This is a genomic window from Kitasatospora sp. NPDC008115 (assembly GCF_042957205.1).
Lineage (GTDB): Bacteria > Actinomycetota > Actinomycetes > Streptomycetales > Streptomycetaceae > Kitasatospora.
The window spans coordinates 1-12,735 of record NZ_JBIBHU010000032.1 but is presented as its reverse complement, the minus strand read 5'-3'; the positions used below and the strand labels follow the sequence as shown (position 1 = coordinate 12,735).

Below are 12,735 nucleotides of genomic sequence, written 5' to 3'. Positions count from 1 at the left end.
TCATTTCGCACGTTAGGTATGTATCTGCGGACTTTCAATTACCAAACGCGCGAATCACCCTAGTGTCGCAATGGATTTGCGCGTCGGCGACCTCAGTCGACGGGCGGGCGCCCCTCGTCGAGGTCCTGCACAAAGCGACTCAACCGCCGCGCCGCCTCCGGAAGATCGCGCTTGGCGGTCTCCGTGACGATGAGCAGTTGACGGGTGAGAGCGGTCTTTGCATCGGCAGACACGTTCAGCGCATGCACGCGGTCGTGAGCTTGCTTCAACCGCTCGGCCACAAGCGCGAAGAGCGCTGCGACTTCCGGGTCGTCCGGCCCCTCAGCAGGTGAGGTTGCGGCGTCCGGCCGATCGTCAATTCGGCGTTCGGATCCCCGGCCCGTGGACTCCGGTGACGCGGGTTCGCCGCCCGCGTACGGAGGTTCATGGTGCCGGTGCATGCACTGATTGTGCCATCTACGCGCAGTTGTGCATGCTGCGGGGGCCTCTGTCGCAAAACCGAATCCCCAATCCGGGGGCGTCGGACGGGCACAACTCCTCGCCCGGAACGGCGGATGGCCCGCCCCCCCGAGGGGGAGCGGGCCATCCGGCGGTTCGTCAGAATGCTTGTTCAGAACGGGATCTCAGGCCACCGGCAGGGTACGCGGCTTGAACGCGGGGCGACGCGCCTCGAACGCGGCGATGTCCGCCTCGTTCCGCAGGGTGATGCTGATGTCGTCCAGGCCGTTCAGCAGCCGCCACCGCACGTTGTCGTCCAGCTCGAACGGCGTGGTCACGCCACCGGCGCGCACCTCGCGGGCCTCCAAGTCGACGGTGATCTCGGCGGTCGGATCGGTCTCGACCAGCTCCCAGAGCCGCTCCACGGTCTCCTGCGGGAGGACCACGGTCAGCAGGCCGTTCTTCAGCGAGTTGCCGCGGAAGATGTCGGCGAAGCGCGAGGAGATCACCGCGTGGAAGCCGTAGTTCTGCAGGGCCCAGACGGCGTGCTCGCGGGAGGAGCCGGTGCCGAACTCGGGGCCGGCCACCAGGACGGTGGCCCCCTGGCGCTCGGGCCGGTTGAGGATGAACGACTCGTCCTTGCGCCAGGCCTCGAACAGCCCGTCCTCGAAACCGGAACGGGTGACCTTCTTGAGCCAGTGGGCGGGGATGATCTGGTCGGTGTCGACGTTGCTGCGGCGCAGCGGCACCGCCCGGCCGGTGTGGGTGGTGAACTTCTCCATGCTGCTCAGACCTCCACGGCGGCGTCGGCCACCAGATCGGCGGGGGCGGCCAGGCGCCCCAGGACGGCGGTCGCGGCGGCGACCTGCGGCGAGACCAGGTGGGTGCGTCCGCCCTTGCCCTGGCGGCCCTCGAAGTTGCGGTTCGAGGTGGAGGCGCAGCGCTCGCCGGGGGCGAGCTGGTCGGGGTTCATGCCCAGGCACATCGAGCAGCCCGCGTGCCGCCACTCGGCGCCGGCCTCGGTGAACACCTTGTCCAGGCCCTCCTCGACGGCCTGGAGGGCGACCCGGACGGAGCCGGGGACGACCAGCATCCGCACGCCGTCGGCGACCCGGCGCCCGCGCAGCAGGTCGGCGGCGGCGCGCAGGTCCTCGATCCGGCCGTTGGTGCACGAGCCGACGAAGACCGCGTCGACCTCGACCTCGCGCAGCGGGGTGCCGGCCTCCAGGCCCATGTAGGCCAGGGCGTTCTCGGCGGCGATCCGCTCCTGCGGGTCGGTGAAGGAGGCCGGGTCCGGCACGGCGGAGCCGAGCGGGGCGCCCTGGCCGGGGTTGGTGCCCCAGGTGACGAACGGGGTCAGCTCGGCGGCGTCGATGAAGATCTCGTGGTCGAAGACCGCGTCCTCGTCGGTGCCCAGGGTCCGCCAGTACTCGACCGCGGCGTCCCAGTCCTCGCCCTGCGGGGCGTGCGGGCGGCCCTTGAGGTACTCGAAGGTGGTCTCGTCGGGGGCGATCATGCCGGCCCGGGCGCCCGCCTCGATGGACATGTTGCAGACGGTCATCCGGGCCTCCATGGAGAGGCTGCGGATCGCCGAGCCGCGGTACTCCAGGACGTAGCCCTGGCCGCCGCCGGTGCCGATCCGGGCGATGATCGCCAGGATGAGGTCCTTGGCGGTGACGCCGTCGGGCAGCTCGCCCTCGACGGTGATCGCCATCGTGCGGAACGGGGCCAGCGGCAGCGTCTGGGTGGCCAGCACGTGCTCGACCTGGCTGGTGCCGATGCCGAACGCCAGCGCGCCGAAGGCGCCGTGGGTGGAGGTGTGGGAATCGCCACAGACCACGGTGGTGCCGGGCTGGGTCAGGCCCAGCTGCGGGCCGACCACGTGCACGACGCCCTGCTCGACGTCGCCCAGCGAGTGGATCCGGACGCCGAACTCCGCCGCGTTCCGGCGCAGGGTCTCCAGCTGGACCCTGGAGACCGGGTCGGCGATCGGCTTGTCGATGTCCAGGGTCGGGGTGTTGTGGTCCTCGGTGGCGATCGTGAGATCGGTGCGGCGGACCGTACGCCCGGCCAGCCGGAGGCCGTCGAAGGCCTGCGGGCTGGTCACCTCGTGGAGCAGGTGCAGGTCGATGAAGAGCAGGTCGGGCTCGCCCTCCGCGCGCCGCACGACGTGGTCGTCCCAGACCTTCTCTGCGAGTGTCCGTCCCATCGGGTTCCCTCCAGCCGGCCGCGTTGCCGGCCTTCTCGTGTGTCGAGGTCAAAGCTGTCGCCGCCCCGTGCGGCACGCGTCGCGCGGCCTGCACGCCGGATCGGTGTCCACGATGCGGACGCCTCGACGGGGCCGCATCCTGGATGTCTCCCGGGCTGCTGCATCCAGAGTGGCGCTTTTCGCGGAAGATTGAACTTGCGTCTCGCGGAATGAGACTGCAGTCTTAGGGCATGGACAACTCTAGCGGCGTCGGCGTGCTCGACAAGGCCGCTCTGGTGCTGAGCGCACTGGAGTCGGGCCCCGCCACGTTGGCGGGGCTGGTCGCCGCCACCGGTCTGGCGCGCCCCACGGCCCACAGACTCGCCGTCGCACTCGAACACCACCGCCTGGTCACCAGGGACATGCAGGGACGTTTCATCCTCGGTCCCCGCCTGTCCGAACTCTCCGCCGCGGCGGGTGAGGACCGGCTGCTCGCCACCGCGGGCCCGGTCCTCACCCACCTGCGCGACGTCACCGGCGAGAGCGCACAGCTCTACCGCCGGCAGGGCGAGATGCGGATCTGCGTCGCGGCCGCCGAGCGGCTCTCCGGTCTGCGGGACACCGTCCCGGTCGGCAGCACCCTGCCGATGAAGGCCGGCTCGGCCGCCCAGGTCCTGCTGGCCTGGGAGGAGCCCGAGCGGCTCCACCGCGGCCTCCAGGGCGCCCGCTTCACCGCCACCGCGCTCAGCGGCGTCCGGCGGCGCGGCTGGGCCCAGTCGATCGGCGAGCGGGAGCCGGGCGTGGCGTCCGTCTCCGCGCCGGTCCGCGGCCCCTCCAACCGTGTCGTGGCCGCCGTCTCGGTCTCCGGCCCGATCGAGCGCCTGACCCGTCACCCCGGGCGCCTGCACGCCCAGGCCATCATCGAGGCCGCCAACCGCCTCACCGAGGCCCTGCGCCGCAGCTGACCCCCACCCCGTTCCCCACCACCCCCACTCCCCCGTTCCCCCACTCCCCCGCCGCGAACACCGGAAAGGGCCCCGCTCGATGCCGAGCGGGGCCCTTCTCACGGTGCCGTGGAATTCCCGGGTCCCGGGAAGCCGCCGGGAAAGCAAAAAGACCCCGGAAACCGGGGCCTTCAATTTCTGGCTGGGGTACCAGGACTCGAACCTAGACTAAATGAACCAGAATCACTCGTGCTGCCAATTACACCATACCCCAACGCAAAGCAATCAGCCGATGAGGTGACCCATCGGCTTTTTGCTTCGGTACCCCCGACCGGATTCGAACCGGCGCTACTGCCGTGAGAGGGCAGCGTGCTAGGCCGCTACACAACGGGGGCTCCTGGTGATCCCTTGCGAGACCAGTACCCCCGACCGGATTCGAACCGGCGCTACTGCCGTGAGAGGGCAGCGTGCTAGGCCGCTACACAACGGGGGCTTTCCAGGCGGTTCCTTTCGGAACCAGTACCCCCGACCGGATTCGAACCGGCGCTACTGCCGTGAGAGGGCAGCGTGCTAGGCCGCTACACAACGGGGGCTTGTTCTTGAATTGTACGGTCCGGATGGACCGCGGTACTGCGCTGGGGTACCAGGACTCGAACCTAGACTAAATGAACCAGAATCACTCGTGCTGCCAATTACACCATACCCCACCAGAGTTGAACCCCTGTCGGGGATCCTCTCGGGCTCGCGCCTCCCGCGTGGCTCCGGCGGGAGGCTTTCGCTCCCTCGCCGTTGCCCTCCCGGGCGGCGCAGAAAGAACATTACCCGACGTCCGCCCCGGCTCCAAAATCGATAACCCCAGGCAGCGGACAGGGGGCCGTCCGGTGACGTCCGGGGAGGCCGCGGGCCCGGTGTGCGACCGGGCCCGCGGGCGGGTTCAGGCCGCCGGGAGGGCCGCCAGCGCGGTGGTCAGCCGGCGCAGCGTCTCGGGGCGTCCGAGCAGCTCCATCGACTCGAACAGCGGCGGGGAGACCCGCCGGCCGGTCACCGCCACCCGCAGCGGGGTGAAGGCGAACTTCGGCTTGATGCCCAGCCCCTCCACCAGGGCCTCGCGCAGCGCGGCCTGGATCGGCTCCGGGGTGAAGTCGCCGAGCGCCTCCAGCGCCCCGATGCTCGCCTCCAGAACCGGCCGGGCGTCGGCGGTGAGCACCTTGGCGGCGTCGTCCGGGTCGACGGCGAAGTCCTCCGGCGCGACGAACAGGAAGCCGGCCATGCCGACGATCTCGCCGAGCACCACCATCCGCTCCTGGGTGAGCGGCGCCACCTTCGCCAGCAGTTCGAGCTGCCCGGCGGTCGGCTCGGCCGGCAGCAGGCCGGCGGCCCGGAGGTAGGGCACCAGGCGGCGGACGAAGTCCTCCGGGGCCAGCCGGCGCAGGTGCTCGGCGTTGATCGCCTCGCACTTCTTCAGGTCGAAGCGGGCCGGGTTGGCGTTGACCTTGGTGATGTCGAAGGCCGCGACCAGCTCGTCCACGGTGAAGACGTCACGGTCCTCGGCGAGCGACCAGCCGAGCAGCGACAGGTAGTTGAGCAGGCCCTCGGGGATGAAGCCGCGCTCCCGGTAGAGGTTGAGCGAGGCCTGCGGGTCGCGCTTGGAGAGCTTCTTGTTGCCCTCCCCCATCACATACGGCAGGTGGCCGAAGCGCGGCGTGCCGCCGTCGCCGACGCCGATGTCGGCGAGCGCGGCGTAGAGCGCGATCTGGCGCGGGGTCGAGGAGAGCAGGTCCTCGCCGCGCAGCACGTGGGTGATGCCCATCAGGGCGTCGTCCACCGGGTTGACCAGGGTGTAGAGCGGCGCGCCGTTGGCCCGGACGATGCCGTAGTCGGGGACGTTCTCCGGCTCGAAGGAGAGCCGGCCGCGCACCAGGTCGTCGAAGGCGATCGTGGTGTCCGGCATCCGGAAGCGCAGGATCGGCTCGCGCCGCGCCAGCCGGTGGACGGCCACCTGGTCGTCCGTCAGGTCGCGGCAGTGGCCGTCGTAGCCGGACGGCCGGCCGGCCGCGCGGGCGGCCTCGCGGCGGGCGGCCAGCTCCTCGGTGGAGCAGTAGCAGTGGTACGCGTGGCCCGCCTCGTGCAGCCGGCGGGCGACATCCGCGTAGACGTCCATCCGCTGCGACTGGCGGTACGGCGCGTGCGGGCCGCCGACCTCCGGGCCCTCGTCCCAGTCGAAGCCGAGCCACCTCATCGCGTCGAGCAGCTGCTCGTAGGACTCCTCGGAGTCCCGGGCCGCGTCGGTGTCCTCGATCCGGAAGACCAGGGTGCCGCCGTGGTGGCGGGCGAAGGCCCAGTTGAACAGGGCGGTGCGGACCAGGCCCACGTGCGGGTTGCCGGTCGGGGACGGGCAGAAGCGCACCCGCACGGCCGGCCCGTCAGCCACGCTTGACCACCTTGTTGGCGAGCGTGCCGATGCCCTCGACGGAGACGGCGACCTCGTCACCGACGTTGATCGGGCCCACCCCGGCCGGCGTGCCGGTGAGCACGACGTCGCCGGGCAGCAGCGTCATGGCCTCGGAGATGTGCACGATCAGCTCGGCGACCGAGCGGGCCATCTGCGAGGTGCGGCCGGCCTGCCGGAGCTCGCCGTTGACCGTGCAGGTGACCGCGAGGTCGGACGGGTCGAGGTCGGTCTCGATCCACGGGCCGAGCGGGCAGGCGGTGTCGAAGCCCTTGGCGCGGGCCCACTGGCCTTCGCGCTGCTGGACGTCGCGCGCGGTGACGTCGTTGGCGCAGGTGTAGCCGAGGATCACCTCGGGGACCCGGTCCAGCGGCACCTCGCGGCACATCCGGCCGATCACCACGGCCAGTTCGGCCTCGTGCTGGACGTCCGAGGAGAACGGCGGGTAGGCGATGCTCTCGGTCGGGCCGATCACCGAGGTGGACGGCTTGAAGAAGGTGAGCGGGACGTCCGGGACGTCGTTGCCCAGCTCGGCGGCGTGCGCGGCGTAGTTGCGGCCGACTGCGACGATCTTGTTGGGCAGCATCGGGCTGAGCAGCCGGACGTCCTGGAAGCGGTAGCTCTCGCCGGTCGGCTGGGGCTGGCCGAACGGGTGGCCGGCCAGGGCGTGGACCACCAGCGACTCGGGCCGGGCCGGGTCGCCCTCGACCACACCGAAGGAGACGCTGCCGGCGGCAGGGCTCCCTTCCCGGACGGAAAACCTGGCAATGCGCACGGTTGGGCTACCCCTCGCTTCGACGGCCGCCCGGGGCGCGCCCCGGGCGCTGGCGGGTGCCGTGCCCGGTATGTGGGCCCGGCCCCGCTCGATCGTTGTCAGGCTATCGCGTGGTCCTTGACCCGGCCTGCTCCACGGCCGCACGACGAAGGGCGCCGTCACGGGAGGTGACGGCGCCCTTCGGACGCATGCGGAACGCCTCAGCCCTGCGGGACGTTCACCGCCGGGGCGACCATCAGCTGGGTGCGGCGCGGGTTGGCGGTGTTGGTCGGCAGCTCGGCCGCGTAGGTCACGACGTCCTCCGGCTTGCGGGCGCCGGGGATCTGGCCGAAGTCCTCGACCGAGGCCAGCGTCGTCCGGCGCGGGTTCGCCGTGGAGCGGGCGGTCGGCGTGGACGTGTCGGCCTTCTTCGCCTGGGACATCTCGTCAGCACCTCAAGGTCGCGGCCGGCGACCGACCGCGGTCGGCACCCGGCCTGAGTGATTCGGGGAGATTCTGGGCAGGCTGATCGGGGCCGTGCTCCGGATACAGCCAGGTTACGGATCTCTTTCCACAGTCACCGTGACCAAAGCTACACATTCATCTGTGATTTTCGCCACAAATCGCAGAGCATATCTCTGATATCCGACATATCGCCGCATCCACCTTTACCGACATACCGGAAATATCGGGCATTTCCGATGCTCCGCCCATCATGTTGATCTCGGGTCGGCTTGGCATGCATCCGGCGAGTGTCCGAAAAAGGCGGTATTCCGGTCCGTTTGCCGCACAGTCGGTGAGAACCCGCGCGCGGTGAGTAGTGCCGTCCGATGTGCCCCGTCCGCCCTTGTTGGGATTCCCCGGCTGTGCTGGAATGCCACGGACCGTGGGTAGGGAGCTGTCCACCCCGGTGACCCGCTCTCCCGGACCGGCCGGGGTGCGGATGGAAACTCGACACCGTCCAGGCCGTGGCGACGCGGCGGGACGCCCGGTCCAGAGGTTGCGACGCCAGTGCAGGGACGTTTCAAAAGGGGTAGCGGCGCCGCGGGTGACCCGGAGTCGCGTGAGCCCGCGGCAGCCCCCCAGCAGGCGGCGGCCCCCGGCGGCCCGGCCGAGCCGGCATCCGATGTGATCGGCGGGCCGGAGGAGGACGGCGCGGAGCGGAAGTCGGCCCGCGGCAAGCTCCGCAGCTCCCTGACCCGCCGGCGCGCCAAGGGCATGAGCCGCCTCGCCATGCGCAACTGGCGGATCCGCAGCAAGCTGACCGCGCTGCTCGCGCTCCCCGTCCTGGTCGCGCTGGTGCTCGGCGGCCTGCGCATCCAGACCTCGCTCGAAACCTCGCAGCAGCTGGCCCAGATGGCCAACCTCTCGGACCTGGCCAAGAAGGCGACCGACCTCGCCAACGCCCTGCAGAACGAGCGGGACGTCAGCGCCGGCCCGATCACCGCCAAGCCCGCCGCGCCGCTGGACGACGACATCGTCGCCGCCCGCAAGGTCACCGACGACCTCAGCCGCACCTTCATCGCGTCCTCGGACAGGTTCGAGGACCTCGAACTCTCCGGCGGCAAGGCGCTGCTCTACCAGATCCGCAAGGACCTGAACGCCGTCTCCGACGCGCGCAGCAACCCGTACCAGAACAACCAGAACATCCAGGCGACGATCACCGCGTACGACGTGATCATCCGCGACCTGCTGTCGATCACCCAGGACATCGCGCTCGCCTCCAACAACCGCGAGCTGGTCCGCGCGACCCGCGCCCTGCAGCAGTTCTCGCTCGCCAAGAACACCACCTCGCAGCAGCGCGCGCTGATCAGCGCCGCGCTCGCCAACCCCACCGGCCCGGACCTCAGCCTGAGCGACGAGTCCTTCGGCATCCGCCTGAAGGCGTCCTACGACAACGCGCTCACCGGCTTCAACAACATCTACACCTCGCACGACCTGGACAACCTGCGCGGCCAGCTGAGCTACAACTCGGTGGTCGCCGCGGCCGACCGCTACGCGCGCTCGATCCTCCAGCAGAGCGGTATCCGCCAGAGCGAGGCCGTCGGCTACAAGGACTGGTACGAGCAGTCCACCGCCAAGATCGCCGCCGAGCGCCGGATCGAGTCCAAGCTCATCGAGGACCTCGACGGCAAGGCCCAGGAGCTCCAGGCCCAGGCCGACACCGAGGCCCTGATCATCGGTGCCGCCGTCGCGCTGGTCCTGCTCGTCGCCCTCGCCGGCGCCGGTCTGATCGCCCGCTCGATGGTGCGCTCGCTGACCCGTCTGCAGTCCGCGGCCGAGGACGTCGCCGAGCGGCGGCTGCCCGAGCTGGTCAAGACGCTCTCCGAGTCCGACCCGCACGACGTGGACGTCACCGTCGAGCCGGTCGCCATCGACTCCGCGGACGAGATCGGCCACGTGGCGCACGCGTTCGACATGGTGCACAGCGAGGCCGTCCGCCTCGCCGCCGAGCAGGCCCTCCTGCGCGGCAACATCAACGCGATGTTCACCAACCTCTCCCGCCGCAGCCAGGGCCTCATCCAGCGCCAGCTGTCGCTCATCTCCGAGCTGGAGAGCCGCGAGGCGGACCCGGACCAGCTGGCCAACCTCTTCAAGCTGGACCACCTCGCGACCCGTATGCGCCGCAACGGCGAAAACCTCCTCGTCCTCGCCGGCGAGGACCCGGGCCGCCGCTGGACCCGCCCCGTCCCGCTGGTCGACGTGCTCCGCGCCGCCGCGTCCGAGGTGGAGCAGTACGAGCGCATCGAGCTCGCCGCCGTGCCGTCGGCCGAGGTCGCCGGCCGCGTCGTCAACGACCTCGTCCACCTGCTCGCCGAGCTGCTGGAGAACGCCACCTCGTTCTCCAGCCCGCAGACCCGCGTCCGGGTCACCGGCCACGCGCTGCCGGACGGCCGGGTGCTCGTCGAGATCCACGACACCGGCATCGGCCTGAGCCCCGACGACCTCGCCGAGATCAACGAGCGCCTCGCCAACCCGCCGACGGTGGACGTCTCCGTCTCCCGCCGCATGGGCCTCTTCGTGGTCGGCCGCCTGTCGCTGCGCCACGGCATCCGCATCCAGCTGCGCCCCAGCGACTCCGGCGGCACCACCGCGCTGGTCATGCTCCCGGTGGACGTCACCAACTCCGCCGACCGCCGCGGCCCCGGCCGGGCCGGCGGCGGCGCCCAGCCCAAGCAGCAGCGCGGGGTCACCCCGACGCCGCGCCAGCAGCGCCAGGTCCCGGCCGGCCAGGGCGGGCGCGCCGGCGGTCCGGCGGCGCTCGGCCAGGGTCCGGCGGGCGGCGCCCCGCAGCAGGGCCGGCCGCAGCTCGGCCAGGGCGGCCCCGGGCCGTCCGGCGGCCAGGGTGCCCAGGGCGGCCAGGGCGGCCCCGGTGCGGGCGGCGGCCTGCCGACCCGCCAGGTCGGCCAGTCGCTGCGCGAGAACCCGGCGAACCCGGCGCCGCAGGGCGGCCGGCCGGGTGGCCCCGGCCAGCAGGGTCCGAACCAGCAGGGCCCGAACCAGCCGTCCTCGGCCCAGCAGGGCGGCCTGCCGCAGCGCACCCCGGGCCGGCAGGGCCCGCAGCAGGGCGGCCCCGGCGGCCTGCCCCGCCGCGGCCAGCAGCCCGGCGGTCCCCAGCAGTCCGGCCCCCAGCAGGGCGGCCCGGGCGGACGCCGTCCCGGCCAGGAGCGCCCGCAGGGCGACGCCGTCCCCGCCGCCCGCGGTGGCGAGCAGCCCCAGCACGGCTGGGCCGACCAGTCCGGCCGGCCGGGCGCGCCGCAGCAGGGCGCCCGCCCCGGTGAGCGTCCGCAGGACGGGCTGCCGCAGCGTCAGCGGCCCGGCCAGGGCCGTCCGCCGCAGGCCGGTCAGGGCCCGCAGGGTCCCCAGGGCCCGCAGGGCCAGGGCGGCCGTCCGCAGCGGCCCGCGCCGGGCGACCGGCAGCAGCCGAACCAGCAGACCCAGCCGCTGCCGCAGGTCCAGCCGGCCCAGCCGCTGCCCGCGGCCGAGCCCGCCCCGGTGGAGAGCACCCAGCAGTTCGCCCGCCCCCGGTTCGAGGCCAGTGACATCGACCCGCGCGACCCGCTGGGCCTCGGCCTGGTGGAGCCGGTGCTCCCGGCCATGCCGAACCCGGTCCGTCCGGAGCAGGCCGGCCGTCCGCAGCAGCCGCAGGCCCCGCAGCAGCCGGTCCAGCAGCAGCAGCCCGTCCGGCAGGAGCCGATGGCGCTGCCGACCGGTCCGTCCGACGGCGGGGCGCCGGCCGGGCAGGGCCGCCCGGCCCCGCAGCAGAGCCGCCCGCGGCCGTACCAGCCGCGCCGCCCCGGCACCACGGCGCCGGGTCACGAGGAGCAGGCGCCCGCCGCGCGGGCCGGACAGCCGCAGGCCGCCCAGGGCCGCCCGCAGCAGCCCGGTCAGCAGCCGCCGTCGCAGCAGCAGCAGGCCCAGCAGCCGCCGGCCCAGCCTCAGCAGAGCCGGCCGCAGCAGCAGGCCCCGCAGCCCGGTGAGCAGCCGCAGCCCGGTGACGCCCCGTGGCGCCCGTCGGCCAACGACGAGCGCTGGCGCCGTGCCGAGCAGGTCCGCGAGCCGTCGACCAGCGGGGTCACCATGTCGGGCCTGCCCCGGCGCACCCCGCAGGCCAACCTGGTCTCCGGGACCGCCGAGGCGTCCCCGCTGACCGGCCCGCAGGTGTCCCGCGCACCCGAGGAGGTCCGCGGCCGTCTCACCAACCTGCGCCGCGGCATCCAGCAGGGCCGCCGGGCGGGCGCCGAACAGGCCGCCGGCCAGGGGCAGCCCGGCCAGGGACAGGCCACCCAGGGCCAGAGCCGGGCACAGGCCGACCAGGCCGGTTTCCACCATGGTGCCCAGCAGCCCGGGTTCGATAGTTTCGGGGGCCGGACCGACGGCAACGCCGCAGAGCATCAGGAGCGTTGAGTTGAATCAGATGAGCCAGGCCGCACAGAACCTGAACTGGCTGATCACCAATTTCGTGGACAACACCCCCGGGGTGTCGCACACGGTGGTGGTCTCCGCCGACGGCCTCCTGCTGTGCATGTCCGAGGGCTTCCCCCGCGACCGCGCCGACCAGCTCGCCGCCGTCGCCTCCGGCCTCACCTCCCTCACGACCGGCGCCAGCCGGATCTTCGAGGGCGGCGAGGTCAACCAGACCGTCGTCGAGATGGAGCGCGGCTTCCTCTTCCTGATGGCCATCAGCGACGGCTCCGCGCTCGCCGTCCTGGCCTCCCCCGACTCCGACATCGGCCTCGTCGGATACGAGATGGCCCTGCTCGTCGACCGGGCCGGCGCCGTTCTCACCCCCGCACTCCGCGCAGAACTCCAGGGCAGTCTCCTGCACTGAGTGCACCCTGAGCGGTACTTCCCACCCGTCCCACCTCCCCGCCGGGTCCGACCCGACCGGACCCGGCGTTCCACCCTCAGCTACCCTCAGGCAGCTGATCTCGCCTCAGCTGGCATCGCCCCAGCTGGAACCGGCTGCCCCAGGCTGCAGCACAAGGAGGACCCATGACCCCGCCTTCGACACCCGCCGGCTACGGCAACGGGTACGGCAGCGGCTACGGCGGGCAGCAGTCCGACGGCTACGAGCAGCAGCCGCTGGTCCGCCCCTACGCGATGACCGGAGGCCGCACCCGGCCCCGGTACCAGCTCGCGATCGAGGCGCTGATCTCGACCACCGGTGCCGCCGAGCGGACCGGCGGCCTGCTGCCCGAGCACGCCCGGATCGTCAGCCTCTGCCGGGAGGTCAAGTCCATCGCGGAGATCTCCGCCCTGGCCGGTGTCCCCCTCGGTGTCGCCCGCATCCTCGTGGCCGACCTGGCCGAGGCCGGTCTTGTCGCCATCCACCAGCCCGCCGCCGCGGGCGAGTCGGGCGGAACGCCCGACGTCACGCTGCTCGAAAGGGTCCTCAGTGGACTTCGCAAGCTCTAACGCGGCCGCCCCCACCCGCGCCACCACCTCCGCGAAGATCGTC

Annotated in this window: 10 protein-coding genes and 5 tRNA genes; 4 read left to right on the top strand and 11 right to left on the bottom strand. The window is 72.3% G+C overall.

Features of this window, described 5'->3' with window-relative positions; genetic code table 11:
- Positions 1-92: 92 nt before the first annotated feature.
- From ACFZBX_RS31330 to leuC, 3 genes are all read right to left on the bottom strand, one after another.
- Entirely contained in the window at positions 93-440 is a 348-nt protein-coding gene (locus ACFZBX_RS31330; protein ID WP_380764579.1) for a hypothetical protein, read from the bottom strand.
- Between the two features lie 183 nt (positions 441-623).
- The gene (gene leuD / locus ACFZBX_RS31325; protein ID WP_391537191.1) at positions 624-1,220 is read right to left on the bottom strand and encodes a 3-isopropylmalate dehydratase small subunit; all 597 of its coding nucleotides are present in this window, start codon (positions 1,218-1,220) and stop codon (positions 624-626) included.
- Between the two features lie 5 nt (positions 1,221-1,225).
- Positions 1,226-2,647, bottom strand: a complete 1,422-nt coding sequence (leuC, locus tag ACFZBX_RS31320; RefSeq protein WP_391537190.1) for a 3-isopropylmalate dehydratase large subunit — start codon at positions 2,645-2,647, stop codon at positions 1,226-1,228.
- Positions 2,648-2,877: 230 nt separating this feature from the next.
- On the opposite strand from leuC, the gene ACFZBX_RS31315 reads away from it, so the two are divergent.
- Positions 2,878-3,591 carry an IclR family transcriptional regulator gene (locus ACFZBX_RS31315; RefSeq protein WP_030306825.1) on the top strand — a complete coding sequence of 238 codons (714 nt, stop codon included), beginning with the start codon at positions 2,878-2,880 and terminating at the stop codon, positions 3,589-3,591.
- 178 nt (positions 3,592-3,769) lie between these two features.
- Here the strand turns inward: ACFZBX_RS31315 and ACFZBX_RS31310 are convergent.
- The 8 genes from ACFZBX_RS31310 to ACFZBX_RS31275 all read right to left on the bottom strand — a co-directional run bounded on the left by ACFZBX_RS31310 (position 3,770) and on the right by ACFZBX_RS31275 (position 7,216).
- Positions 3,770-3,844, bottom strand: a tRNA-Gln gene (locus ACFZBX_RS31310).
- Between the two features lie 48 nt (positions 3,845-3,892).
- A tRNA-Glu gene (locus tag ACFZBX_RS31305) sits at positions 3,893-3,965 on the bottom strand.
- Positions 3,966-3,990: 25 nt separating this feature from the next.
- A tRNA-Glu gene (locus ACFZBX_RS31300) sits at positions 3,991-4,063 on the bottom strand.
- 27 nt (positions 4,064-4,090) lie between these two features.
- Positions 4,091-4,163 (bottom strand) — tRNA-Glu (locus ACFZBX_RS31295).
- 42 nt (positions 4,164-4,205) lie between these two features.
- Positions 4,206-4,277, bottom strand: a tRNA-Gln gene (locus tag ACFZBX_RS31290).
- 227 nt (positions 4,278-4,504) lie between these two features.
- On the bottom strand, positions 4,505-6,001 hold the full coding sequence (gltX, locus tag ACFZBX_RS31285) for a glutamate--tRNA ligase (RefSeq protein WP_391537189.1): 1,497 nt from the start codon (positions 5,999-6,001) through the stop codon (positions 4,505-4,507).
- Positions 5,994-6,794, bottom strand: coding sequence for a fumarylacetoacetate hydrolase family protein (locus tag ACFZBX_RS31280; protein ID WP_391537188.1), 801 nt, complete (start codon positions 6,792-6,794; stop codon positions 5,994-5,996). Before ACFZBX_RS31280 ends, gltX begins: the two co-directional genes overlap by 8 nt.
- Before the next feature lie 200 nt (positions 6,795-6,994).
- Positions 6,995-7,216, bottom strand: coding sequence for a hypothetical protein (locus ACFZBX_RS31275; protein ID WP_391537187.1), 222 nt, complete (start codon positions 7,214-7,216; stop codon positions 6,995-6,997).
- A 568-nt stretch (positions 7,217-7,784) separates the two neighbouring features.
- Here ACFZBX_RS31275 and ACFZBX_RS31270 point away from each other — a divergent pair.
- From ACFZBX_RS31270 to ACFZBX_RS31260, 3 genes are all read left to right on the top strand, one after another.
- Complete coding sequence (locus ACFZBX_RS31270) at positions 7,785-11,681, top strand: nitrate- and nitrite sensing domain-containing protein (RefSeq protein WP_391537186.1); 3,897 nt, start codon at positions 7,785-7,787, stop codon at positions 11,679-11,681.
- 10 nt (positions 11,682-11,691) lie between these two features.
- Positions 11,692-12,105: a roadblock/LC7 domain-containing protein gene (locus ACFZBX_RS31265; RefSeq protein WP_344345973.1), complete on the top strand. Its 414-nt coding sequence runs from the start codon at positions 11,692-11,694 to the stop codon at positions 12,103-12,105.
- 164 nt (positions 12,106-12,269) lie between these two features.
- Positions 12,270-12,692, top strand: coding sequence for a DUF742 domain-containing protein (locus ACFZBX_RS31260; RefSeq protein WP_380761768.1), 423 nt, complete (start codon positions 12,270-12,272; stop codon positions 12,690-12,692).
- Positions 12,693-12,735: the final 43 nt, after the last annotated feature.